Annotated in this window: 22 protein-coding genes and 1 tRNA gene; 17 read left to right on the forward strand and 6 right to left on the reverse strand. The window is 41.6% G+C overall.

The window, feature by feature from the left end:
• The first annotated feature begins 325 nt into the window (after positions 1-325).
• From ACTXGH_RS10930 to gluQRS, 6 genes are all read left to right on the forward strand, one after another.
• Positions 326-853, forward strand: a complete 528-nt coding sequence (locus tag ACTXGH_RS10930; protein WP_439263079.1) for a transcriptional repressor — start codon at positions 326-328, stop codon at positions 851-853.
• Positions 854-913: 60 nt separating this feature from the next.
• The gene (locus ACTXGH_RS10935; RefSeq protein WP_439263078.1) at positions 914-1,687 is read left to right on the forward strand and encodes a metal ABC transporter ATP-binding protein; all 774 of its coding nucleotides are present in this window, start codon (positions 914-916) and stop codon (positions 1,685-1,687) included.
• Between the two features lie 89 nt (positions 1,688-1,776).
• A complete protein-coding gene (locus tag ACTXGH_RS10940; RefSeq protein ID WP_439263076.1) occupies positions 1,777-2,583 on the forward strand; it encodes a metal ABC transporter permease in 807 nt (268 codons plus the stop codon).
• A 192-nt stretch (positions 2,584-2,775) separates the two neighbouring features.
• Positions 2,776-3,621, forward strand: a complete 846-nt coding sequence (locus ACTXGH_RS10945) for a metallophosphoesterase (RefSeq protein WP_439296488.1) — start codon at positions 2,776-2,778, stop codon at positions 3,619-3,621.
• Between the two features lie 511 nt (positions 3,622-4,132).
• Positions 4,133-4,573, forward strand: a complete 441-nt coding sequence (dksA, locus tag ACTXGH_RS10950) for an RNA polymerase-binding protein DksA (protein WP_439263072.1) — start codon at positions 4,133-4,135, stop codon at positions 4,571-4,573.
• Between the two features lie 275 nt (positions 4,574-4,848).
• Positions 4,849-5,820 carry a tRNA glutamyl-Q(34) synthetase GluQRS gene (gluQRS, locus tag ACTXGH_RS10955; RefSeq protein ID WP_439296525.1) on the forward strand — a complete coding sequence of 324 codons (972 nt, stop codon included), beginning with the start codon at positions 4,849-4,851 and terminating at the stop codon, positions 5,818-5,820.
• Positions 5,821-5,951: 131 nt separating this feature from the next.
• Here the strand turns inward: gluQRS and ftsW are convergent, their stop codons facing one another.
• Entirely contained in the window at positions 5,952-7,148 is a 1,197-nt protein-coding gene (gene ftsW, locus ACTXGH_RS10960; protein WP_299221077.1) for a putative lipid II flippase FtsW, read from the reverse strand.
• Between the two features lie 241 nt (positions 7,149-7,389).
• Positions 7,390-8,826: a UDP-N-acetylmuramoyl-L-alanine--D-glutamate ligase gene (gene murD, locus ACTXGH_RS10965; protein WP_439296487.1), complete on the reverse strand. Its 1,437-nt coding sequence runs from the start codon at positions 8,824-8,826 to the stop codon at positions 7,390-7,392.
• Between the two features lie 653 nt (positions 8,827-9,479).
• Between murD and ACTXGH_RS10970 the strand changes: the two genes are divergently transcribed.
• From ACTXGH_RS10970 to ACTXGH_RS10985, 4 genes are all read left to right on the forward strand, one after another.
• Complete coding sequence (locus ACTXGH_RS10970; protein WP_439263067.1) at positions 9,480-10,979, forward strand: SulP family inorganic anion transporter; 1,500 nt, start codon at positions 9,480-9,482, stop codon at positions 10,977-10,979.
• Between the two features lie 124 nt (positions 10,980-11,103).
• The gene (locus ACTXGH_RS10975) at positions 11,104-11,958 is read left to right on the forward strand and encodes a universal stress protein (protein WP_439263065.1); all 855 of its coding nucleotides are present in this window, start codon (positions 11,104-11,106) and stop codon (positions 11,956-11,958) included.
• Between the two features lie 602 nt (positions 11,959-12,560).
• Complete coding sequence (locus ACTXGH_RS10980) at positions 12,561-12,899, forward strand: P-II family nitrogen regulator (protein WP_058369633.1); 339 nt, start codon at positions 12,561-12,563, stop codon at positions 12,897-12,899.
• A gap of 150 nt (positions 12,900-13,049) precedes the next feature.
• The gene (locus ACTXGH_RS10985; protein WP_439296486.1) at positions 13,050-14,312 is read left to right on the forward strand and encodes an ammonium transporter; all 1,263 of its coding nucleotides are present in this window, start codon (positions 13,050-13,052) and stop codon (positions 14,310-14,312) included.
• A 147-nt stretch (positions 14,313-14,459) separates the two neighbouring features.
• On the opposite strand, the gene ACTXGH_RS10990 is transcribed toward ACTXGH_RS10985, so the two are convergent.
• The 3 genes from ACTXGH_RS10990 to ACTXGH_RS11000 all read right to left on the reverse strand — a co-directional run bounded on the left by ACTXGH_RS10990 (position 14,460) and on the right by ACTXGH_RS11000 (position 16,287).
• Positions 14,460-14,843, reverse strand: coding sequence for a DUF2147 domain-containing protein (locus ACTXGH_RS10990; protein ID WP_439263061.1), 384 nt, complete (start codon positions 14,841-14,843; stop codon positions 14,460-14,462).
• A gap of 208 nt (positions 14,844-15,051) precedes the next feature.
• Complete coding sequence (locus tag ACTXGH_RS10995; RefSeq protein WP_439263059.1) at positions 15,052-15,315, reverse strand: hypothetical protein; 264 nt, start codon at positions 15,313-15,315, stop codon at positions 15,052-15,054.
• Between the two features lie 75 nt (positions 15,316-15,390).
• Positions 15,391-16,287: a DNA/RNA non-specific endonuclease gene (locus ACTXGH_RS11000; RefSeq protein ID WP_439296485.1), complete on the reverse strand. Its 897-nt coding sequence runs from the start codon at positions 16,285-16,287 to the stop codon at positions 15,391-15,393.
• Positions 16,288-16,415: 128 nt separating this feature from the next.
• Here ACTXGH_RS11000 and ACTXGH_RS11005 point away from each other — a divergent pair.
• Both ACTXGH_RS11005 and ACTXGH_RS11010 read left to right on the forward strand, forming a co-directional pair.
• Positions 16,416-16,506, forward strand: a tRNA-Ser gene (locus ACTXGH_RS11005).
• A gap of 283 nt (positions 16,507-16,789) precedes the next feature.
• Positions 16,790-18,166 carry a tyrosine-type recombinase/integrase gene (locus ACTXGH_RS11010; protein WP_299187937.1) on the forward strand — a complete coding sequence of 459 codons (1,377 nt, stop codon included), beginning with the start codon at positions 16,790-16,792 and terminating at the stop codon, positions 18,164-18,166.
• A 25-nt stretch (positions 18,167-18,191) separates the two neighbouring features.
• Here the strand turns inward: ACTXGH_RS11010 and ACTXGH_RS11015 are convergent, their stop codons facing one another.
• Positions 18,192-19,223 (reverse strand): hypothetical protein, encoded by a 1,032-nt coding sequence (locus tag ACTXGH_RS11015; RefSeq protein WP_299187939.1) that lies wholly within the window; start codon positions 19,221-19,223, stop codon positions 18,192-18,194.
• 534 nt (positions 19,224-19,757) lie between these two features.
• Here ACTXGH_RS11015 and ACTXGH_RS11020 point away from each other — a divergent pair.
• The 5 genes from ACTXGH_RS11020 to ACTXGH_RS11040 all read left to right on the forward strand — a co-directional run bounded on the left by ACTXGH_RS11020 (position 19,758) and on the right by ACTXGH_RS11040 (position 24,362).
• Positions 19,758-20,642, forward strand: coding sequence for a YagK/YfjJ domain-containing protein (locus ACTXGH_RS11020; protein WP_299187941.1), 885 nt, complete (start codon positions 19,758-19,760; stop codon positions 20,640-20,642).
• Between the two features lie 145 nt (positions 20,643-20,787).
• The gene (locus ACTXGH_RS11025; RefSeq protein ID WP_299187944.1) at positions 20,788-21,069 is read left to right on the forward strand and encodes a hypothetical protein; all 282 of its coding nucleotides are present in this window, start codon (positions 20,788-20,790) and stop codon (positions 21,067-21,069) included.
• Between the two features lie 61 nt (positions 21,070-21,130).
• On the forward strand, positions 21,131-22,123 hold the full coding sequence (locus ACTXGH_RS11030; protein ID WP_439296484.1) for a DUF932 domain-containing protein: 993 nt from the start codon (positions 21,131-21,133) through the stop codon (positions 22,121-22,123).
• 95 nt (positions 22,124-22,218) lie between these two features.
• Positions 22,219-23,331, forward strand: a complete 1,113-nt coding sequence (locus ACTXGH_RS11035; protein WP_439296483.1) for a YqaJ viral recombinase family nuclease — start codon at positions 22,219-22,221, stop codon at positions 23,329-23,331.
• A gap of 119 nt (positions 23,332-23,450) precedes the next feature.
• The gene (locus ACTXGH_RS11040) at positions 23,451-24,362 is read left to right on the forward strand and encodes a recombination directionality factor (protein ID WP_439296482.1); all 912 of its coding nucleotides are present in this window, start codon (positions 23,451-23,453) and stop codon (positions 24,360-24,362) included.
• Positions 24,363-24,428 lie beyond the last annotated feature (66 nt).

Genomic DNA, 24,428 nt, shown 5'->3' on the forward strand with positions numbered 1-24,428 from the left:
TGTCAATATGTATTTGGGTTGACACAAAAACTGTCCTAACCTATAAAAAAAGAAAGGACGCACTCTACCTTGAAAGTACTGACTTTCATTATCTGGTTCTCTAAGGTTTTGGGGATTAGCATTCATCGGATAACTGCCCTATAAGTATGGTCTAAAAAAGTTTGGGTCTGAAAAAACAATTCAATCATCAGCAATACTGATTTTTTAATTTTTATTATGTTATACTATAACAATAAAAATGGCTAACATAATTCATTGTTATTAGTTTTGATCTTTTTAGCTGTAGTATCGTTTTTTGGAGTCTATACTTTTTGGAGTCTACACAATGTCTTCCACTTCATCTGTTTGCGAACACTTGCATGATGTTCAGCACTTTTCGTCACGTGATGTGACTGAACGTTTAGAGACTGCTAAAGCTCAATGCCGATTGCGCGGTGTACGCTTTACTCCGCTGCGTCAGCAGATATATGCTTTGATATTACAAGCCAACAAGCCAATAGGTGCATACGACTTAATCACAGAGCTACAACAAATGCGTACGACGGCGAGTGCTAATAATGAAAAAGAACAGGTCCGAAAAAATGTAGCACCGCCAACTGTTTATCGTAGCTTAGAGTTTTTGTTGGGTGAGGGATTGATTCATCAATTGACTTCGATCAATGCTTACGTCCCTTGTTGCCATCCACGTGACGAGCATACTGCTGCGTTTTTAATCTGTGAAGCGTGCCAGCGAGTACAAGAGTGTAGTAGCCTGCCAGTACAAGAGATGATGAGCTTTGCAGAGCAAGATGCTGGTTTTATGGTTTCTCGTAGTGTCATTGAGATTAGCGGTCGCTGTCAAAGTTGCCAATAAAATATCTCTGTTCTGTATAGACCTTTTGTCTACTTTTATTTAATTTTCGGCTGTTATTCTATGAGCCTTTTAGCGCAATCGTCCAATAAGCAACTCACCTCTGATGGGTTACCTTTACTGAGCCTAAATGGTATTAATTACCATATTGGTCCACAGTGCTTGGTTAAGAACATCAATATCGATATTGCTATTAATGAAACTGTCAGTCTAATCGGTCCAAACGGTGCTGGTAAGTCGACCTTGGTCAAACTTATCTTAGGTCTCATCACGCCTACAGCGGGTAAGATTGTCACTCATCAACCACTACAACTTGGTTATGTGCCGCAGCGTTTTACAGTGCCACCTATTTTGCCATTACGTGTAAAAGATTTATTGGCGCAGGCAGATAAACGTCGTTTAACATCAGAACAACGTCAGTTCATCTTTGATAACTTATCTTTGAATCATCTGTTATCGCGGCAGATGCTGCATCTTTCTGGCGGTGAAACTCAGCGCGTACTACTGGCACGAGCCTTACTAGATAAGCCGAATCTACTCATTTTAGATGAGCCAATGCAAGGGTTAGATCCCGATACTGAGGTTTGGCTTTACCAGTTTATCGATGAGCTGCCAGATTTTTTGCGTTGCGCTATGCTAGTGGTGTCACATGACTTGCACTGGGTTATGAAAGGCAGCCGACGCGTTATTTGCTTAAATAAGCATATTTGCTGCGAAGGTCAACCCAGTGAGCTTGCCATTACTGCTGAATTTCAAAAATTATTTGGTCATCATTATGAGCAGCCTTATGTACATCAGCCGCACGCTTGCGAGCATCATGCGCCCAGCGAGCTTTAATAACCAAAATCAGAACATACTCTATATCGATTAATAGCACCTAATAAACTACTAAAAACTCTATTAACATCTAAACGGATATATCTTTTATGACTGCTTGGTTAGCTATTATTGCCCCTGCTTGGATTGCTGGCAGTATCTTAGGCCTATTATCAGCCCCACTTGGCTGTTTGGTATTATGGCGACGAATGGCTTTTTTCGCTGATGCTTTGGCTCATGGAACACTATTAGGGGTCGCGATTGCAGTTTGGTGGCAATTGCCAACGGGTATCGGTATTGCGATAGTCAGCGTGCTAGTAGTGTTAGGTCTGATATTAATGGAAGATGAACGCTTACCGACCGATGCGGTGCTGGCAGTAGTAGCAGTGTCTTTATTGTGTTTAGGGCTATTAACCTTAACTCAGCTTACTGATCAGCAAGCAAATGTCTTAGGATTTTTGTTTGGCAATTTACTTGAACTTGATTGGGCTGATTTGCCATTAATTGCTGGTAGTGTGTTAGTAGGATTGGTATTTTTGGCCTATATATGGCCTGCTCAAATAAAACTTGCCACTCATGAAGCTCTTGCCCGCATTCAAGGGGTTGATCCGACAAAACAGCGCCTGTTCTTTATGGGTGTATTGGCGGGTTTTTGTGCCATTGCATTACAAGCAGTAGGCAGTTTATTGATCAGTGGCCTGCTAGTGCTGCCCGCTTTAACGGCACGTTTATGGTCAACAGCTCCCAAACAGATGGTCATTTTTGCACTCATCATAGCGCAAGTCGGCGTGACGCTAGGTGTTTGGAGCAGTATTTGGCTTGATATACAGACGGGGCTTGCTATAGTTTTAGTATTGGCGGTCTTGTTTTTTATGGCTCTATTAACCACCAAGATAGCGACCAAAATACGTACTTAGTTTCACTAAATGGTATTAATTTAAAAAGTGGTTTTAAGCAACGGAATTTTTTGACATTATTCGTTAATAACTTATGAACCTTGTCTGGCATTTAAAGCTAGAGATTACATAACTTTTGTGCTATAAGTTTGCATTATTATTCTTTATAGTGGTTTTCTTAGGCTTTAATTGTCTTGACGTAAAGGGGACCTTATGCCAAGTTATCCTGCTCGTGAAATCAGCAGCCCAGATGGTCAGGTAAATGTACTACAGATTACGGATATGCATTTATCTACTGTACAAGCAGTACAAGAAACAACTGACCAACATCCAACTTCTGAATGCTGCTGTACCTACAGTTTTGAAGCAGTATTAGCACAAGCGTTGAGCGAAGATATTCGCTGTGATTTGATTTTAGTCACAGGTGATTTGGTTAATGTGGTCAAGCCCGCTATTTACGATTACATTTTTAGGTTATTGCACGATACTGGTATTCCTTTTGCTTGTATCGCTGGCAATCATGATGTAACAGATGAGCTCGATGGCAAACAGCCCTACTCTCAGCGCCAACTTATCCCTCAGCCTGCAGACGAGCGTCTACTCAGTCGCCATGTGATTCATACAGACTACTGGCAACTTTTGCTACTAAATTCTGCCATTCCTGGCAAGGTTGCAGGTGAGGTGACCGATACAGATATTGACTGGTTATGCGCGCAATTGAGTGCTTGTGATAAAACTGCCCTTATCGCATTGCATCATCATGTAATGCTTATGCACTCAGAATGGATAGATGCTCACATTGCAGACAATGTATCTACTTGTTGGCAACGTATGGCAGCATTTCCACATTTACGCGTGATTATTAGTGGTCATACGCATCAGGATCAAGTTCGCTATCAAAATGGGGTGACCGTGTATACCACTCCATCAACCTGCTATCAGTTTAAGCCTTACGAAGATGACTTCGCTTATGATACAAGTGCATTACCTGGTTACCGTTGGTTGCAATTAGCCAACACTGGGCAGGTTGCAAGCTGGGTCAAAAGATTGGATACTTAGCGGCCAGTTTTAACCGTTCAGTGCGTATCGTTGTTTATAAAACTTTGTCATCTACCGATTGTTGTTATTTGTAGCGCTTAGGCTTTTAGTATAGTGTGTGAGACATTTTATTAAATAGTACTAGGCAATAGTCATAGAATAGACGATACTGCAAATATTGATATAAGCTACATAGACTTTGATTAGACGAATATTAAAATAAGATGGAATAGGAGCGCCTAGCGTTAAGTGTTAGGCAAATGATAATGGCTAGGATAGCTGAGACGACGATTAGCCAAGTAGCCGCAACCTGCTATGTACTCATGAACAGTATTATTTATACCTAGATGATAATGTTCATTATTATTGTTATATCGATATGAGCGTACCTTTAGAGCAGCTGTGTTACTTGCGTTACCCTGTGATAAAGCGTTCTATAAAAGATAAGTAATAATCTTTATTGACACTTATCCAAGTTTTATCCCTTAAAGCGTCGTTTCATTGAATTAATTTGAAAAAGTAGGATACCCATATGAGCACCCTGACTAATAATCCGAGTGATGTCAAATTCACCCCTTACGAGCCTGCCAAAGACGAAGAGTATATGTCTGATGCGCAGTTAGAGCATTTTAAAGCTATTTTATTGGACTGGAAAAATCAACTGATTGGCGAAGCTGACCGTACAAAGACCTATATTCAAGATGAGTCTAGTGCCATGCCAGATATCAATGATCGGGCCACTCAAGAAGAAGAGTTTGCACTAGCATTACGCACGCGTGATCGTGAACGCAAATTGATTCGCAAAATTGACAAATCTATGTCAGAGATCGAAAACGAAGACTATGGGTTTTGTGAAACTTGCGGAGTAGAGATTGGTCTGCGTCGTTTAGAAGCTCGACCAACAGCAACGCAATGTATTGACTGCAAAACGTTGTCTGAGATGAAAGAGCGTCAAAACCAAGGCCATACTTAATACGCTGTTCTTACTTTGTAAGACTGATATCATTGATTAGTTTACTTACTTAATTAATCTAAAATCGGTCGACCTAATAGTATTTGATGTAATAAGCGACCACACAGTTGGTCGCTTATTGTATTTTGTACCCCATCTTAAAGCTCAAAATTAAGTAACAAAACCTCTTAACTTAATAAATATCTTTTCCCCTGTATTTCTTTTACGCTATTCTTATTCTTTTATTATTATAGCGGCTTATTTTGACACCCATTCATACTACTAATACCCATGCAATGACACTATTTAAACCAACGTCTAAACCGACGTCGCTGTCAACGTATCCTATCGGGCGTTTTGCCCCCTCACCTACCGGCGAGCTGCATCTTGGTTCCTTGACTACCGCGCTGGCAAGTTACTGTCATATCAAATCGCTGGGTGGCGACTGGCTCCTACGTATTGAAGATACTGATACTGAGCGCTGTGATCGGCAATTTAGTGAGCAAATATTAATAGATTTAGAGACGTTAAATTTGCATTGGGATGGGGATGTCGTTTATCAGTCTGAGCGCATTGATATTTATGATGAATATCTATCTTCCATACTGGCCCCGCTAACTTATGGTTGCCTATGCTCACGTAAAAGCCTTGAGCGTTATTGGGAGCGAAAAGCTATAATAGAAAGCGCCAACCTGCAAAACGCCACTCAAAAACTTCTTAATAGACAGCGCTACCCACGCTGCTGTATAGAGGCAAATCTTGCTAAAGACCAATATAAACTACGCCTGCAGCTACCAGATTATCTCATAGGTTTTCAAGATGGTATTCAAGGGTTACAATGGGATAATCCGCAGCAAACCTTGGGCGATATGGTCGTTCGTCGTCAAGATGGCATGATCAATTATATTTTGGCAGCAAGCCTTGATGATGGGCTACAAGGAGTCACTCATATCATGCGCGGTTTAGATATCTTACCTATGACGACTGCACAAATCAGCATCATGCGAGCTGCACGCTTACCAGCTATAGATCAGTGGTATCATTTGCCACTAATATGCAACCCTGATGGACAAAAGTTCTCCAAACAAAACCTTGCCCAACCTATAGATACTCGCAAGCCCAGTCAACTGATTGCGATGGCTTTGCAGCTCTTACAGCAGCCTGCTGTCGACATAGATACTCCAGCACGCATGCTTAAGCAAGCTATTGCTCAATGGGATAATACGCCCTTACAAGGTAAAGATACGCTAAATACCCCCACTCATTAACCAGTCGCTTAAAAATAAAAAGCGCCACCCAACGGCGACGCTTTTATTATCTTTATGTTAATAATTACTATAGATTGTTGACGGTTATTCGGTAATACCTACTATTCTATTTTGCTATATTGATGCTCTTCTTAAAAATAACGACATTGGCTTTTTTCTATCTCGGGACTCTCTTTGTAGATCTTGAGGAGCAACGCAACCATCACCAAACTAATCAACATCGATGACCCACCATAACTAAAGAACGGCATCGTCAACCCTTTGGTCGGCATCGCTCCCATATTCATAGCAGCATTAATAATCGTTTGTGCAATAAAAATAATGCCAATACCAAAAGCGGTATAGCTCATACGCATTTGCCGACGTTTTAGGGCATTGTAGCTGATACGCATCGCACTACCGATGATAAGTGCTTCTAATATCAGGATCATAGTCACGCCAACAAAGCCAAGCTCTTCACCAGTGATGGCCAACAAAAAATCTGTATGTGCCTCAGGTAAATGTGATAGTTTTTGGACGCTTTCACCATAACCCACACCGGTAAACTGTCCTCGACCAAAGGCGATTAAGCTGCGTGCCAATTGATAGTCTGTATCTTGAATATCATCAAAGGGATCTAAAAACGACAACACCCTTGTCAGGCGATACTGAACCATAGTGACTGCCAGTACGCCAAGTACACCTACGACAGCCCCTAGCGCGACAAACTGCTTGTAGGGAGCCCCAGCAATATAAAATATGGCAAATACTGTACCGACAATGACCACCAATGAGCCAAAATCAGGCTGCAATAACAGTAAAAAAGTCAGCAGGCCGATCACTAAAGAGATGCGTAAAAACCCATCCCAACCATTACGGACTTCAAACGAGCGCCGCACTACAAAGTCCGCAACGAAGACGATGACCACAAGTTTCGCTAACTCTGCGACCTGAAAGTTAATCACACCCAAGTTTAGCCAGCGTTTTGAACCATTAATGGGCGTACCAAATAGTGTCGCTATCAAGAGCGCACCAGTCACACCCAGCAATATAAACTGTGTTTCAGTCTGGTAGAGCGTTTTTAGTGGTACAAAGTAGTATGGTATCGCTGCAGCGATTAGCCCGATGCCCATGTATAACAGCTGATGTTCAAAAAAATACAGCTCACTCATGCCGCGACTTAATGCGAAAGGAATAGAGGCTGAAGCCACCATCAGTAAACTAAGTACCATCATACAACCAACGCTGGATAACAAGATCGCGCGTGCTGAAGGTAAAGAGAGAACACCATCTGCGCCAGAAGCTGGCTGAGATTTTTGAGAAGAACGAGAAAAAAAAGAGAGGGCCATAATATTCAAGTATATTAATAAACAAAAAAACACGACATCTATCCGACGCCACCGTTTAAACCAAACCAAATAAAAAACAGGCTCAATAGCCATCACAACCAGTAAACGCACCATTACTTTTAGTAGACGTTAGCTGGCGACCACTAAAAGAAAGTTCTCAGTAAACTAGGGCTGGCTAACTGTGTTTGACAGTAGCAGTAATTTATAAGCAAAACAATCATTTATCGTCTTAATAGACGAATTAACCAAGCGTATTATCAGCTTTAGTGTCCGTAACCAATTGCGTTACTAACTCACTAAAGTAATCGCCACGAGCGGCGTAACCACTAAACTGATCAAAGCTTGCACATGCAGGTGATAATAACACTGCTTGTACTTGCGACAAACTGCTACTAGTCACGTGCTGAATAGCAGTAAAAGCATTTTTTAGTGTCTGACATTGCTTAAGTAGCACATCACTACTTAGCTTGGCTGCACGTAAATGCTGCTCAATTTGCTGGCTATCTTCCCCAATCAATAAAACCTGACTGACATATTGATTAATAAAGGGTGCCAACTCACCAAACTGTTGACCTTTGCCTTGACCTCCTAAGATCAAAAGTAGCTTACCATCTTTGGCCGCATACACTGCACCCAAACCTTTGATAGCAGCGATGGTCGAGCCAATATTGGTACCCTTAGAGTCGTTAAAGTAATCAATCCCTCTAACCGTTTCGATATACTGACAACGATGATCAAGCCCTGCAAAGCGTTGTAGGGTAGTAAGCATACTATCGATAGGCAGACCGGCAAGCTCGCCTAGTGCGAGAGCTGCTTGAGCATTGAGTAAATTGTGGCGACCTTTAATAATCAGCTTGTCTGCTGATAACAACCGCTCTGTACCACGAGCCAGATAAATCTGTCCATTAACGTCAGTTATCAAACCATACTGATCTCTATCTGGCGCATGAATACCAATGCTTAAACGTGGCAAATCATCAGCAACCAGTGGCCGAGTAAGCGCATCTTCACGGTTGATTACTACCGACTTGGCACCTTGAAAAATACGGTGCTTGGCCTGATGATAACCCAGCATGTCACCATGACGATCTAAATGATCAGGAGACATATTGAGCACTGTGGCTACTTGAGCACCCAGATTGGTTACTGTTTCTAATTGAAAGCTAGACAATTCAAGGACAGCTAAAGCCATGTCATTATTGGCTAAAAGGTCTAACGCTGGCACACCAATATTCCCCCCCACGCCAACATTGATACCAGCATCTGCAGCCATCTCTCCAACCAGTGTCGTCACGGTGCTTTTGGCATTAGAACCAGTAATCGCAATGATAGGAACATCACAAGCCTCACAAAACAACTGAATATCGCTTACTACCGGAATATTGGCTTGCCGCACCGCTGCCACTGCTTGAGTTTCAAGTGATATACCAGGACTAATAATAATACGTGCGGCTTGTTGCAATAGCTCTGCATCAATAGCGCCAAACTGACGAATTTCGATTGCAGCGGGAAGCTTTTCTGCTAATGCGGGTGCTGATTGGCCATCTGTGATTGCTACTTGATAGCCTTGTTCAGTCAAATAACGTGCTGCCGATAGCCCTGATTGACCCAACCCGACCACCACTTGTAGGCCACTACCTTTATGGATTAACGTTTCTGTTGCAGCAAGGGGCATCATATATCTTCCTTTTTTGAGGCTAGGGTTTGGCTATCAAATGTGGGTGTTGACGATACTATATTGGTTAGATAGGCGATATGATATTTTTTAATCATAATAATGGTAAGCATGATAACGGTATCGTGCATGTTTCGGTACTGCTTTTTCATCACTTTGTGCTATTATGCGCATGTTTTTATATTAAGTTACTAGGGTCTTAACTGATAATTTAGTTTTGTACGCTGATTGAGCGTGTGATGACCTATATTACGGTATTTATCACATGGTTATTAACCCTTAGTAGCGAATCATACTGTCATTAGGTTACGGCAGATGCTTGTTTATAGCTATTTATTTGTTCATAGCTACTCTGTCTATCTTACCTGACAATCTATCTGCTGTGATACATCATCATAGCCATTTGTGTACTATCTTAGGTTTTTATCTTATTTTGCTATTGGCGATACTGCAAATAACTCAGTAGCCAGATGTTGTAGGATATTTATAATCTTTGAGATAGCGAAAGTGCAAGACCGTTTGACAGTTTTAGTCTGTTGAGCGACGCGGTAGCTTTCTTAGCAGCCGACATTATCCGTAGACAGTTGTTATTGACAGATAATATGGCTACTAGCGAATGATTACTTTTTTTGCCTCCAAATCTATGCAGTTTACTTATGACATCTTTTTTTGATAGCTTACGTGATGAGTGGTTTTCTAATGTGCGCGGCGATGTGCTGTCAGGTATCGTCGTTGCATTGGCTCTGATTCCTGAAGCCATTGCTTTTTCTATTATCGCAGGCGTCGATCCAAAGGTTGGTTTGTACGCCTCATTTTGTATTGCAGTGGTCATCAGCTTTGTCGGTGGTCGCCCAGGCATGATCTCAGCTGCCACAGGTGCGATGGCACTCGTTATGGTCGACCTAGTCGCTGAGCATGGATTACAGTACTTGCTTGCCGCAACACTGCTGTGCGGTGGTATCCAAATTATCATGGGTATCTTAAAGCTTGGTAATCTGATGCGCTTTGTCTCTCGCTCAGTGGTGATTGGCTTTGTCAATGCGCTGGCGATTTTGATATTTGCCGCTCAGCTACCAGAGCTCAATCCTGCGACTGAACGCGTTGGATTGACTGTCTATATGATGACAGCAGCCGGCCTAGCCATTATCTATCTGTTTCCGCTTATTCCCAAGATCGGCCGTATTGTACCATCGCCGCTTGTGTGTATCGTTGGCCTGACAGCTGTCGCATTGTATATGAATTTAGACATTCGTAATGTGGGTAGTATGGGCGACCTACCCGATTCGCTACCAGTGTTTTTGCTGCCCGATATTCCACTTAATCTAAATACGTTACTGATTATTGCTCCTTACTCTATTGCGTTAGCCATTGTTGGTTTGCTTGAATCGATGATGACCGCTACGATTGTAGATGAGCTGACTGATACGCCAAGTAATAAAAACCGTGAATGCCGTGGTCAGGGTATTGCCAACGTCGTTTCAGGTTTTTTTGGTGGTATGGCAGGATGTGCGATGATTGGCCAATCCATGATTAATGTAAAATCTGGGGGACGTACGCGTTTATCAACGTTGATGGCGGGTGTAGTCTTATTGATTATGGTGGTCTTTTTAAGCGATTGGGTCAGTCAAATTCCAATGGCGGCTCTCGTTGCTGTTATGATTATGGTATCCATCGGTACATTTAACTGGCAGTCTATTCGAGAATTTAAAACCCATCCTATGTCGTTTAACATTGTCATGCTAGCAACCGTCTTGACCACTGTCTTTACTCACAACTTGGCGTATGGGGTTGGGGTTGGCGTCCTACTATCAGCCTTAGCTTTTGCTAACAAAATTGGTCAGTTCTTAACCATATTTAGTGATTATGACGACAGTAGCAATACCCGTTATTATTATGTCCAAGGACAGGTTTTCTTTGCCTCGACAACGCAATTTTTGCAAAGCTTCGACACTAAAGAAGCTGTAGATAATATTGAGATCGATGTCAGTCACGCGCATTTTTGGGATATCAGTGCGGTCGATACTTTAGATAAGTTGGTCATGCGCTTGCAACGCGAGGGTATTGATGTCAAAGTAGTTGGTTTAAATAACGCCAGTCGCACGTTGATCGATCGTTTCTCTATTCATGATCGCCGCGATATCGGCCTATTGGATTAGCAAATAGGCTCAAACGTTTAGTTTTGCCCTCAGGTTTTGCTTGACAGTGGCTATCAATCATAGCTGCTGTACTCCTTCTGTTTGGCTTAACTGTACTTTTCTTTGAGATGATGTGGTTGCCCTTATGAGTAACTTAAAACCAGATAGTGTTATTGCTTGTCTAGATTGTCCTGACCATGTACAAGCCGTGTTGGATGCTAGTATGTGGGCATCAAAACGTATGCAAACGCCCGTCGGTCTACTACATGCAGTCCCAAGCGTACAGCAAAAGGCGGCTATCAATTATTCAGGCTGCTTAAATATCGACGATGAAAATCTTTTACTTGATCAATTTACAAGCCATGAGCATCTGAGCAACTCAGAGCTTAAAGCTCAAGGCAAGCTTTTGCTACATCAAGCAGCGGCTTATTGTGAGCAAAATTTGCATAAACATAAGGTCTATACGCTGCATCGTCATGAGACCCTAGGCAATAGTATCGATTACGTTGATGAAAAATCACAATTGATAGTTATCGGCCATCATGTTACCTGTAAATCTACCTTGAGTCAGTTGATACGTTTAAGCCACTGCCCCACTTTGGTGACTCATGCACCATTTTCGCCCCCTACTACCGCTTTATTTGCGTTTGATAATCGCGCCACTTCTCATAAAATGCTTAATTGGCTATGTAAAACACCGCTGGTTCGAGCATTAACCATTCATATTGTGATGGTTGGTAAAGACACCTCCGAAAACTGCGATGCACTGCGTGAGGCTTATGCTCGTCTCAAGCAAGCCGGTATCAATTGTAAAAAAACTTTATTGAACTGCCGTGATGTTTGTGCTGCTTTGAACTATTATCAAAGCGAGCATAATATTGGCCTGCTGATGACTGGTGCTTTTGGACAATCGCGGCTACGTGAGCTACTCAAAGGGAGCGAAACTGAGAAGTTATTGGGCACTACTAAAACGCCTTATTTACTTTTTCCTAAAGCTTAAGCTTCTTTATATCTGCTATTACCACACATAGTTTATCATTAGTATAGATGCTAGTTGCGTAGCGCTTAACGTAGGCGGCATCTTACTGACAAGCCAATCTACTGTCTGGCTATCGGACAATTAGACCACAAATCCCGCCCTGGTTTTATTTCTATACACTATTATCTACTGACTTCTACAGCCTCTCATTATCTCCATTGTTGAGTTAGCTGTCTTTATCTTAATTCTGTTTTGACATCTAGACTCCACTCTTTGTAAGATTTTCGCAAATCATCACAGGATACCCTCCCCGTAGGGTATGAAAGTTGGTTATAATAAAGTTCTTGTTGCACCTAACGTCACAGGTAACTCCGCTGTATTTATCCTAAAATTACTAAGTAATTATCAGGACTATCTCGTTTTTATTGCATCATATACGATGAGAATTTAAAGCTTTTTTCCGTTATAGTGGCGGTCATTTTTGAGATAAGTAAGTCCAAACGTTCCTCCCCCTTGAGTACGTCTGGCACATTTTTTGAATGACTTATCACAAGCATGGCAAAGCTATGATGCATTAGAAGTATGCAACGGCCTGCGACATCATTCATATAAGGAAATTTTTTATGAAGTTAATCACTGCGATTTTAAAACCATTTAAGCTTGATGATGTGCGTGAAGCACTGTCTGATATTGGCGTCAAAGGCGTCACTGTCACCGAAGTTAAAGGGTTTGGTCGTCAAAAAGGACATACTGAACTGTATCGCGGTGCAGAGTACGTAGTGGACTTTTTACCGAAAGTAAAAGTCGAGGTCGCGGTTATCGATGAGATGGTTGAGCCAGCTATTGAGGCTATCACACGTATCGCCAGCACTGGCAAAATCGGTGATGGCAAGATATTTGTGACAGCACTCGAACAGGTTATCCGAATTCGTACCAGCGAAACCGGGCCAGATGCGATTTAACTTTTATAGTTAAACCATAAATAAGCAGTTTTGCACACGATTGGTGCAAGTATCTTTTTAACAAACATCATGTCATAAGGACAGCTACTTTGTAATGTACGTCTAAAAGCAAACCAATCTACCGCATTGTCAATTCAAGGGGGAATTAAGATGCAAAGTCAGATTTTTGAGCTGCAATACGCACTCGACACGTTTTATTTTTTGGTATGTGGCGCACTGGTCATGTGGATGGCCGCAGGCTTTACTATGTTGGAAGCTGGACTGGTTCGATCAAAAAATACTGTCGAAATTTTAACCAAGAATATTACTCTTTTTGCAACCGCTTGCACTATGTACATGATATGTGGCTATGCCATTATGTATGGTGGCGACTGGTTTTTAAGTGGTATTGCAGGTGGTGAGACTTTAGTAAAAGACGCTTTAACAACCTCAGCCGAAAATGGCTTTGAAGGTGATTCTGTCTATTCTGCAGCATCTGACTTTTTCTTCCAAGTTGTCTTTGTGGCCACTTGTATGTCGATTGTCTCAGGCGCTGTCGCTGAGCGCATGAAGCTTTGGGCTTTTTTAACGTTTGCAGTAGTAATGACAGGTTTTATCTACCCACTAGAAGGTAGCTGGACATGGGGTGGCAACGATGTCTTTGGACTATTTAGCTTAACTGCTATGGGTTTTTCTGACTTTGCAGGCTCTGGTATCGTTCATATGGCAGGGGCTGCAGCGGCATTATCCGGTGTATTGTTTTTGGGCGCACGTAAAGGCAAATATGGACCCAATGGTGAGATACGAGCGATTCCTGGTGCCAATCTGCCATTAGCAGCACTGGGTACATTGATACTATGGATGGGCTGGTTTGGCTTTAACGGTGGTTCAGTATTGAAACTGGGCGATATCGCTAGTGCTAACTCAGTCGCCATGGTGTTTTTGAATACCAATGCAGCGGCAGCAGGTGGCGCAATTGGCGCTTTATTACTGGCACGTCTCATCTTTGGTAAAGCAGATCTGACCATGCTCTTAAATGGTGCATTGGCAGGTCTAGTAGCCATTACTGCAGAACCCTCTACCCCATCTGCATTGCAAGCGACGCTCTTTGGTCTTATTGCAGGTGTAATTGTTGTATTATCTATTCTCGCTTTAGATAAAATAAAAATCGATGATCCTGTCGGTGCTATCTCTGTCCATGGTGTTGTTGGTCTGTTCGGTCTACTAATCGTCCCTATTACCAATCCTGCTGCTAGCTTGCTGGGGCAGATAGCGGGCGCCGCAACTATCTTTATCTGGGTGTTCGTTGCCAGCTCCATTGTATGGGCAGTTATTAGAGCCACTATCGGTCTGCGTATCTCTGAAGAAGATGAGTACGAAGGCGCTGATATCGCAGAATGTGGTATGGAGGCTTACCCTGAATTTACTAACTAATGGTACTCAACAGCAAGCTTGTTTGAGTAATATAAAAATTTACTAAAAATAGACCCGCATGGCCTATTGGCGATGCGGGTTGTATTATTTTTTGTGCCATACAATCATATAGTAGATATTAAACAGTTGTATAGATACAGATATTACTTATTTCTTTTTCCAAGTTTGACTACGTGAAAATGGTCCTAGGTAGCCTTTTAAATTAAGCGTGTTACCTTCCAAACTGGCAGTCATACGGTAGGTCTTGTTTTTCGCAGGATCAGTGATAGTACCACCACTATACTTACCGCCGCCATCCGCTTTTAAGTCGGAGATAATAGTCATACCGACGTGCTTTTTGCCTTTTTCTGATACGGTACTAATAAGCTTACCTGTTAAAACACCGTTTGACTCAGTGATTTTGACCACACCTTTCGGTTTGCCATCGTCAAAAGTCTGCCAAGTAGTATTGGCCAGTGGATCGGCCGCCATTGCCATGGTGGCCATGCTAATACCAGCAACTGCTAACACAGATTTTGTAAATAGTTTCATAGATCGACTCCATTCGTATGATGATTCAAAAACAACGTTTTTTGTGCTTATCCTAGGTCATTGGTTGTTTGTTGCGCTTTATTAGTCCATCAGACAACACAATCAACTCCAATAACCCCTTCTGCACTCATTATAGACAAAATCCGAACTTTGCCTAGTAGTTTTTTATAGATAATTGTTTCTATAAAATCAAAACTATATCAAATAGTTACATAAAAGGATTGTCTATATCATTGTCTGGCTGGTCATTTTCTTGTTTTGACGAAAGCGTTTTTTTATTGTTTTGATCAGAATTTTCGAAAGCTTGCAATACTTTAGTCGTCAACTCGTGCAACTGTTTCGCTTGCTCATAGCCTGTCTCATCAAACAATAAATCAAGATCTCCATAAATGATAACTTTATCTTTTTGGTTTTCTACGATCAGCTCACCAATTTGCATACTTTGATGATTGTTTGCGAATGGATCAATCATTTTACTCTCCATGGTTGGGTAACATTGGACATTACCTATAGATAAATAATGGACATTATTTAAGCTGACTTTGATTTATGCTTGCAGCTGTGCGACCAACCATTCAAGAATTGCCCATACAAACAGCAGCCAAGTAGGCTCGTCATTTGATGCGTCGCTCGGTGTATCTGTACTTTCGCCAGCCTTTAGTGGCAACTCTAAAGCTTGCGTTTTGGTTTGAATATCAAGCGCTGGTAAAACATCAATGCCTGTCTTGGCTGTTAACTCATCAACGCTGATGATTTCTATACGCTCGGATTCATCGTTGGGAGCATAATATACACCTGCCTGATTGGTTGCTGGAATATAAACCGCCTTAAAAAAATGACTGGGTACCAATACTCGTCCAGCGAGCTGTTTAGTTTTTTTATTGGTAAATGCAACTCCTGTGACCGTATAAACTTCACCATATTGCTGCGTTAAGTAACGCGTAGCAGATTCAATATTGCGCCAAATATAGCGGTTATTGCGTGGTGACTGCGGGGCGATGTTGGCCAAACTAAAGCTGTCGTATTGCTGGCTGCGTGTGGCCATATCGGCATTGGGTGCCAGATGGCCGCGATCGTAACCAGAACCTGAATAATCTGACAGTGAAGCACGCGCTGACTTCGGCACTCGGCTTTCTTCATGAAAGCTGTCTTCGCGGTCGATGTCTTTGGCTTGCTGCAAGCGCTTGCGAGTCAAATGTTCTGCCGACCAAAGTGGTGTACGTGACACCCCTGAATACATGACGGCAAAACCGTCCATACAAAGTGGCTGAGTCTTGGCGCTAAGCTTATCATTAGTAAACTCAGGGTAGATACCGCCATAAAAAGACTGGTTACATTGAGTGAATTCAGCTGCTTGCGCCGATGATAATCCTACTACAATGACAAATATCGCCATCATTGTGCTGTCTTTTAAAATGTCTTTATATTTGCCAAAACTTATCATGCAGCTTTCAACCGTCTATGCTCGCTATTACGTATACGCTATCCTAGCAGGGGTGTAGCAATAAAGAAAGATAAGGCGTAAGTGGTGACATTTTAAATGTTATCCGCTATACTAAGCCGTCTAAAAACGGTGAAGTGGGTGAGTGGCTGAAACCGCACGCCTGGAAAGTGTGTATACGTTCATAGCGTATCGAGGGTTCGAATCCCTCCTTCACCGCCAATCTTATCAAATGCTAGTTTTCCTATCTTGTCCTAAACACTCCTATACACCTCTGCAACCCTTTATAAATAACGCTTATAGCGTTTTTTTTATGTCTAACGTTTTCCTAATCTATCCGAACATGACCTACCTATCCCATAGCTTGTGTTGGTCTATCTGTTGGTCTATGATTTCATTAGACCTCAAAAAGACCAACATTTAAGCTTTATTATTCAGTATTAGACCAACGTATTTGTTGTATCACTTGAATTATATAGCTTATAGCCATAGGGAATAGACCAACATGTTAAGCGATAGTAAGATCCGTAAGCTTAAACCTAGTGAGAAATGCACGCCTGCGCGTCCTGACAAATACAGTGATCAGCAAGGTTTACAGCTATTAGTACGCAATACTGGCACAAAGACATGGATAAGCGCCTATCGCTTTGATGGTAGGCAAACACGAATGACACTTGGCACTTATCCTCTTATGTCGTTGTCTGAAGCAAGGCAGGCTAATACTGAGATCAAGGCACTACTCACCGATGGTATCGATCCAAAAAATAAAAAGCGTCAAGACAAGCTTGCCAATATCCAAGCGCAGAAGTTTAATGACTACGCATTAGATTGGCTTAATGAGCGTCAGCGTAACGTCAAACCGCGTACCTATCAGCAAGACTATAATCGTATGCATAAAGACGTGTTGCCACACTTTAAAGGTATTGCTTTAAAGGACGTGAGCTTTGAAGATTGCCGTTCAATGGCAGATGAGATCGAAAAGCGTGTGAACAAAGACGGTGAGCCACCGCGTGAAGTCACCAGACGTACTATCGATTTGGTTGCTAATGTCCTAAGGCGTGCCAAACGTGAACGTATTATCGAGCAAAACCCAATCGATGATCTAAAAGCGCTCTACCCTAAAGCCAAAAGTCAGCACATGAAGCACGTGGATATTAATGAGCTGCCTGCGCTACTACAAGCTATCGAAGGCTATCATGGTCATGATCAGACTCGTTTAGGTATGAAGTTTTTAGCCTATTCATTTTGTCGTACTATCGAGCTACGTATGATGAAATGGTCACACATCGATTTTGCGAACCGCTTATGGCGTGTTGATATCGATAATCTTAAAATTGCACGTAAGCACGTTGTACCATTGTCAGATCAGATGCTCGCAGTGCTAGAAGAGATGAAAGACATCACAGGGCAGTATGAGTACGTGTTCTACCATACAGGCATGCATCAGCCCTATAGTGAAGAGTTTATTAATAACGCGCTCGATATCTTAGGCTACGCAGGCAAACAGACAGGTCACGGCTTTCGCCATATCGCCTCAACCAACTTAAACGAGCTTGGCTATATGGGCGATGCTATCGAAAAGCAAATGGCCCATGATAAAAAAAGCAGTATTAGAGCGGTATATAATCATGCACAGCATTTGGAAGAGCGTCGTAAAATTATGCAGGTTTGGGCGGATTTTTTAGACCTGCTCAGAGATACAGGTGAAGTTGTAGACTTTCAAACTGCTCGTAAGCAGATTGAAAATACCTTGAAAAATCAACAACCTGAGACGTTACAGAGTGCAAACAAACAAGTGCTTGTTGAAGCCTTACTCAGTAAAGGAGTTACTATTGATGACCTACTATCACTTATTAAGAATGATAAGCTTAATAATAAATAAAGTTATTAGACTAATAGTCTGAACTTCAATCGCTATCCAGATGTTCTTTAATTAAAGAATATTCGTCTTCAATTAATTTATTAACCATCTTATTAAGCGATAGCTTTTGATGTAAACTAAGTTTAATTAATATTTTATAATTTTTTTGAGTGATAGTAACTACTCTTTTAGACTTATCTTCAGCTTTTTTTCGCGTACTCAGAATACTATCCCATGCTCTACGCATTTTATAAATTAAATAACCTCTTGCAGTAAAGAGCAATTCCTTATCTCCATTAGGTACTTTATATTCGAAATCATTATCATCTGCAATATCAATACTAGCTAAAATTAAATTATACTTATCCTTGATCGTCTTAGGAAAAAAAATACTACTTAATACGAGATTTTTACGATCATCTAAATAATTGTATCCCCATTGAATTTGCTCAACATCTTCTAAATTAATCCAATCTATCTTTTTTGAAGGTGTCCTCCGATTCAAATACCTTCTTTTCATCATGTTTAAGTTTCCAATATTTATTTCTTTTAGACTCTGGTCAGTATTAAGGTTCGGTCTAATAGTAATATGTTTTTCCACCTCTAAATTTGATATTTTTATAATTGACTTTATCCAGTATAAAAACTCTATACCTCCATAAAAACAATCTTGAACAAACTCAGTATCCACATAAGCTGAAAAATACAAACCTGCCCTTAAATCACTAGCAAACCAATTTAAAAAAGAGTTCGGGATAGAACTATATGTTTTCAACGATACTAAATAATCAAGTTTTTGGAATGGGCTAGAGTTTGTAAGTAAATGATCAGTTAAAAGGTTATAAGCGTCATCATCATCGAAATCATAGAAGAGTTTTACTCTTCCTATTGATAGATAATCATAAAATAAAAACTGTTTAACAGCTTCTATATCTATCTTTTTAACCTTTTTATAAATATCCTCTCTTGTAATAATTACATGTGGCTGGCTATTCTGATTTATATATTGATGTTGAACATTTTGAAATGGACCAAGCGTTTGCGCCTGTTGTTCTAAAATATGGTGATTGTTACTCATATAGAAAATCCTGATGCTTAGTAAATATGTATATTTTAGTAGTAAATCTATTGCATACTTAGTAATTTTATAGCTGTATATAGTGAAATCATCGCTTCTAGTAGTAAATTTATAGCCATTACCAGTACGAAAACTCTTATATTATGTCACAGATAATGTTGTTTAAAGGTTTTTATATTCGGTTTTTCGATCGTCAACGAGTTTGTAATTTAGTTATTATTAGGATTATTTTTACGATAGAATATAAAAAACCATAGTTTGATGTCGCAAGTATTTTATATGACTTGATATCTAAATCTAATGCTCATGCCTCTCAATGCCTACGTAACTCCCCATCCATAAATCCCCACCTGTATAGGCTTTTTTAAAAATCAAAGTCACACTGTATCGATATATTCATCAGCTTTAAAATCCGGTTATATTAATATTATATGTAACAATCCTAATACTATGTAACTAGCTACCTTCATCAATAGTAATAATAATTTACATACTTACCTAACATTATGAACCAATAATCTTAGGTAAAGTAAAATGATCATTTCAACTTTGAGCCATGAAGTCGTAGTTACTAAAGTAGATAAACTCGTGACCGATATACTTAATTCTAAAACTAGAATTAATATTCAAAAAATAAGTGAACAGTTGAGCTTTTATTGTCAGTCAATGATATTACTTTATGATCACGAATTAGAATATACTAGTTCGATAAAATGGTTTATAGGTAGTGCTTATCTTGTTTGTGACAATTACTATCCCGATGAAATTATTTGGGATGAAGAAAGGACGCAGAGATTCTTGCATACTCTAAATTCTTATCAATATGAATTTGACACTCCTATTAATAACTTTGCTTTGCAAGAACAACGTAATAGCAAATCAATTCATCAATATATGAACTATTTTCTGAGCGAGTATTCGCGTGTACTTATCGTAAGAATAGACCTCAAAATAAAACCTGATTTTACACATCTTGTCGACATTGAAACTTTTCACAGTTTTATAAATGATCTGAGAAAGAAACTAGGACGTAAAAGAGGCTGCTTTAAAAATTTAAGAGGTAACGCTTGGGCTTTAGAGCAAGGAGAAATTAATGGTGGTCTACATTGTCACCTGTTATTAATCTACAACGGTGATAAGCATAGACAGGACTGGTTTCTAGGCGATGCCGTTGGTAATGAATGGGTTGAAATTACAGAGGCCTTAGGTACCTACTACAACTGTAATAACTTTAAGCACAAACAAGCTTACGATCACCAAGGCACTCTTGGCATAGGCATGATCCACAAAGACAATCCTTTAGAGGTCAAGAATGCTATGAACACGGCGTTGTATTTAACTCGACCTAATAAGTATATGCAGCGTCTCAAAGTGTCGCTACCTAATATGCGTAGCTTTGGACATGGAAGTTACTCTTAGGTGTGGAGGATTTTTAGCAATAGCAAACTAATTTCAAATACATACTACCTTTATGAGATCGGGTATAGATCGTTTACTGCTCATCCAATTAATTTAGGTCTGCCTCGTGCAGGCCTTTTTTATGCCCAAAATAAAAGGAGTGTTTATGAAAACCATCTGTCCATGTTGTCAGTCAACTGCGGTCTATGAGATGACTGATGGCATCAGTAACAATTTGATCGACCAGCTGTTGTCTCCTACGGTTCTAGTCAGCCTTGGCGTTAGTCTGTGTAAGACGCTTAGGGTTCATCCTGCTATAGGCGTGGTTGTAGGTACGACAGTCGCAGCACTGATTGAGATGACTCAGTCTCATCAAGCGCCACCGATGCTAGTCAATCAGCAATATCGCTGTGATGAGTGCTTCCATGTGTTCACCTCACTTCATTAACTCTCAACTCAACCCTCTAACTTATTCAGTTATAAACTATCAATAAAAAGGAAATATTATCATGGCACATTTAGTCGAAAGTATGGCGTACGTAGGCGAAACCCCTTGGCATGGTCTTGGCAATAAGCTCTCACCTAAGCAGCCACTTGAGATTTGGGCACGTGAGGCAGGTCTTGATTGGCGTATTGAGTCCTCCGATGTCAGCTATATGGCAAATAATGATAAAGGGCAAAGCTTGATCATGCCCTTTGATAGCAATAAAGTCTTATATCGCTCAGATACGCTTGAGCCGTTATCGGTAGTCAGTCAGCGCTACCAAGAAGTACAACCGCGTGAAATTCTAGAGTTCTATCGTGACTTAACCGAGCTCTCACACTTTGAGCTTGAGACCGCTGGCATTTTAAAGGGTGGTCGTAAGATGTGGGCTCTTGCTCGTACAGGTCAGTCTATGACCCTTAAAGGCGGTGATGTCAGTAATGGCTACCTTTTACTGGCAACCGCTTGTGATGGGACGCTAGCAACCACAGCGCAGTTCACCAATATCCGTGTGGTGTGTAATAACACCTTAGCGGTAAGCCTTGCTGATGGTAGTGGCGGTGTGGTGAAAGTACCGCATAGTACCTCCTTTGATGCTGATCGCGTCAAGCAGCAGCTAGGCGTATCGGTTAAGCAGTGGAATGAGCACATGTATGAGATGAAGCAATTAACCCAACGCCGCGTTACTCAGGCAGAAGCGGCGAACTATCTCAACCGCGTGTTCAACGATCAAGATAACGACATCATCTTGTTTAACAGCGCTAAAAAGGAAAAGGACGCCGTGCCTAATGCTCGCGCCATGAATCAGGTGATGAGTATGTTTAATGGTCAAGGTCGCGGGGCCGATCTCGATTCAGCACGTGATACCGCTTATGGCTTACTGTCTGCTATGACCGAGTATGTGGATCATGAGCGCCGTGCTATGTCTACCGATCACAGACTAGACTCAGCTTGGTTTGGCGCAGGCGCTAAGCTCAAAGACAAGAGCTTAGAGGAAGCCTTTGCACTTATTGCCTAACTGACTAGCAAACTTAACCAATTAAACCACGCCTTAGCGCGTGGTTTTTTTATGCCTGTTATTTCATTTCAATCAATTTATCGAAGGAGTTCATTATGAACATGATCGCATTAAACACCAGCACACCAGTAAGACGCGCTAAGCGTTTAAGCGCTAAGGTTAAAGCGCCTGTAACTGATAAAGCTCAGGTAGAGATTAAACCAGTCGATAGCTCTGCTACTGAGTCTAATACGCCGCTAACCCCTAAGCGCCTGATCAGCACAAAAGACTTAAGCCGTGACGAGTGGCTTGAGGTACGCCGTCAAGGGGTCGGCAGTAGTGATGCCGCCGCTGCTTGCGGTATCCATCCGTACCTATCGATGCTAGAGCTATGGCTGATTAAGACGGGACGCATGAGCTCAGATATCGATGAGAGCATAGAAGGTTATGCGCCACTGTATTGGGGCAATACTTTAGAGCCGATGGTGGCTAAATACTATCAAGAAAAGACAGGCAATAAGGTACGGCGCGTTAATGCTATCTTGCAACACCCTGAGCCTGATAAAGCCTTTATGCTAGCCAATCTCGACTATGCAGTGACAGGTAGCGATGAGGTACAAGTACTGGAATGTAAAACCGCTGGTGAGCATGGCGCGAAATTATGGCGAGATGGCGTACCGCTATACGTCACTTGCCAAGTACAGCATCAGTTAGCGGTCACAGGCAAACAAGCGGCTCATATTTGTGTTCTGCTATGCGGACACGAAGCGAAGATCTATAAGGTTGAGCGCGATGAGCGCTTGATTAAATCGATCATCGAGCAAGAGCGTCTGTTCTGGCAGTACGTGGAAACGGACACCCCACCAATGCCTGATCATAGCGAGTCGGCAGCTAAAGCATTAAAGCTACTTTATCCAACGCCTAAGCCCTCAAGCAAGGTTGATCTACGAGAGGATGAAGGTGCGAATAAGCTGTTTGATAAATTGCTTGGTTATCGTGTGTCAATGGAAGATCTTGAGCATCGCCACGATCAGGTGAAGCATCAATTGCAAACGCTGATCAAAGACAATGAGGTTGCTGTCTTTAACCAAGGCGCGATCTCATGGAAGCGAAGTAAGGACAGTATTGGCCTTGATAGTAAATCGGTGATCAAGGCGCATCCAGAGCTATTAGCCAAGTTTAGTAAAACCAAGCAAGGCAGTCGCCGTTTTGTCGTCTTAACCGACTAAGCACTCATCTCACCAAGTAGTAGACACAACAACCAATCTATTAAGTGCATAAACGCCCACTCTCACAGGTGGGCTTTTTATTTGCTTTATTCAATTTATTAAACACAAGGAATACCACTATGATTAAAGGTCTAACCATAACTCCGCCTGTACTCGGTCGTATCAGCATTGGACGCGTCATCAATAAAGATGGCAAACGTCTGCCAGCTAAAGACGATCAATTCACCATCACCAGCCAAGTGCAAAACAAAGACGGCTGGATCAATCATCCACTAGACGAGAAGCTGCGTAAAAGTAAAACCGATAAGCTCAGACAAATACCCGTGCGTATGCTGTTTAACGATCCTGAGCTAAACCTACGAGCCGAATACACACTGTTCGATCGGCAAACAGGCAGACCGCTATGCGTCGGTGATGGTGAACAGTGCCAACGTCGAACCAACAACGGTGTAGAGCAGCTGCCTTGTCCTTCGCCTGATCGCTGTCCACTCGCACAAGGCGGAGCCTGTAAACCATACGGTCGTCTCTACGTGAATCTAAGTGAAGACGATGAGCTTGGCACCTTTGTCTTTCGTACCACTGGCTTTAATAGTATTAGAACGCTGGCCGCTCGTTTACGCTACTTTGCTGCGGTATCAGGCAACAAGCTGTCCTGCTTGCCGCTGCAACTCACCCTACGTGGTAAAAGCACGACGCAAAGCTATCGTACGCCCATCTACTTTGTGGATTTAACGCTACGCGATGGGGTAACGCTTAAAGAGGCGGTATCAGATGCACAAGCGATTGACAATGAGCTGATCGAACACGGCTTTGATCAATCGGCTCTAGAGACTACAGCAAAGCAAGGCTACGTCGATTCATGCTTTGAGATTGATAGTGAGGAGGCCTATGAGGTAGAAGAGTTTACTATTGGCGACGGTGGCGATCAAAATGCTGATGGTCAACAAGACAACTCATCAAAGCCTTTGCCCATGCATGACGTGACAAGCATAAAGCAGGGGCTGCAACAAAGCGTGACAGCGGTGAGCTAAGTTAAAGCCACAGCATAAAAGGGAGCTGATTCGTTCAGCTCTTTTTTTATGCACTCAATTTAAGCA

Origin of the sequence: Psychrobacter sp. 1Y10 (genome assembly GCF_052259005.1) — a bacterium.
GTDB lineage: Bacteria > Pseudomonadota > Gammaproteobacteria > Pseudomonadales > Moraxellaceae > Psychrobacter > Psychrobacter saeujeotis.

Bases quoted from the DNA above. Each gene is read 5' to 3' on its own strand.
- ACTXGH_RS11025 (WP_299187944.1), top strand. From the start codon at position 20,788: ATGAAAACCATCTGTCCATGTTGTCAGTCAACTGCGGTCTATGAGATG.
- murD (WP_439296487.1), bottom strand. From the start codon at position 8,826: ATGATGCCCCTTGCTGCAACAGAAACGTTAATCCATAAAGGTAGTGGC.
- ACTXGH_RS11030 (WP_439296484.1), top strand. From the start codon at position 21,131: ATGGCACATTTAGTCGAAAGTATGGCGTACGTAGGCGAAACCCCTTGG.
- ACTXGH_RS11040 (WP_439296482.1), top strand. From the start codon at position 23,451: ATGATTAAAGGTCTAACCATAACTCCGCCTGTACTCGGTCGTATCAGC.
- ACTXGH_RS11035 (WP_439296483.1), top strand. From the start codon at position 22,219: ATGAACATGATCGCATTAAACACCAGCACACCAGTAAGACGCGCTAAG.
- ACTXGH_RS10940 (WP_439263076.1), top strand. From the start codon at position 1,777: ATGACTGCTTGGTTAGCTATTATTGCCCCTGCTTGGATTGCTGGCAGT.
- ACTXGH_RS10945 (WP_439296488.1), top strand. From the start codon at position 2,776: ATGCCAAGTTATCCTGCTCGTGAAATCAGCAGCCCAGATGGTCAGGTA.
- ACTXGH_RS10935 (WP_439263078.1), top strand. From the start codon at position 914: ATGAGCCTTTTAGCGCAATCGTCCAATAAGCAACTCACCTCTGATGGG.
- ACTXGH_RS11020 (WP_299187941.1), top strand. From the start codon at position 19,758: ATGATCATTTCAACTTTGAGCCATGAAGTCGTAGTTACTAAAGTAGAT.
- ACTXGH_RS10975 (WP_439263065.1), top strand. From the start codon at position 11,104: ATGAGTAACTTAAAACCAGATAGTGTTATTGCTTGTCTAGATTGTCCT.
- ACTXGH_RS11010 (WP_299187937.1), top strand. From the start codon at position 16,790: ATGTTAAGCGATAGTAAGATCCGTAAGCTTAAACCTAGTGAGAAATGC.
- gluQRS (WP_439296525.1), top strand. From the start codon at position 4,849: ATGACACTATTTAAACCAACGTCTAAACCGACGTCGCTGTCAACGTAT.
- ACTXGH_RS10985 (WP_439296486.1), top strand. From the start codon at position 13,050: ATGCAAAGTCAGATTTTTGAGCTGCAATACGCACTCGACACGTTTTAT.
- ACTXGH_RS11015 (WP_299187939.1), bottom strand. From the start codon at position 19,223: ATGAGTAACAATCACCATATTTTAGAACAACAGGCGCAAACGCTTGGT.
- ACTXGH_RS10980 (WP_058369633.1), top strand. From the start codon at position 12,561: ATGAAGTTAATCACTGCGATTTTAAAACCATTTAAGCTTGATGATGTG.
- ftsW (WP_299221077.1), bottom strand. From the start codon at position 7,148: ATGGCCCTCTCTTTTTTTTCTCGTTCTTCTCAAAAATCTCAGCCAGCT.
- ACTXGH_RS10995 (WP_439263059.1), bottom strand. From the start codon at position 15,315: ATGATTGATCCATTCGCAAACAATCATCAAAGTATGCAAATTGGTGAG.
- ACTXGH_RS10930 (WP_439263079.1), top strand. From the start codon at position 326: ATGTCTTCCACTTCATCTGTTTGCGAACACTTGCATGATGTTCAGCAC.
- dksA (WP_439263072.1), top strand. From the start codon at position 4,133: ATGAGCACCCTGACTAATAATCCGAGTGATGTCAAATTCACCCCTTAC.
- ACTXGH_RS11000 (WP_439296485.1), bottom strand. From the start codon at position 16,287: ATGATAAGTTTTGGCAAATATAAAGACATTTTAAAAGACAGCACAATG.
- ACTXGH_RS10970 (WP_439263067.1), top strand. From the start codon at position 9,480: ATGACATCTTTTTTTGATAGCTTACGTGATGAGTGGTTTTCTAATGTG.
- ACTXGH_RS10990 (WP_439263061.1), bottom strand. From the start codon at position 14,843: ATGAAACTATTTACAAAATCTGTGTTAGCAGTTGCTGGTATTAGCATG.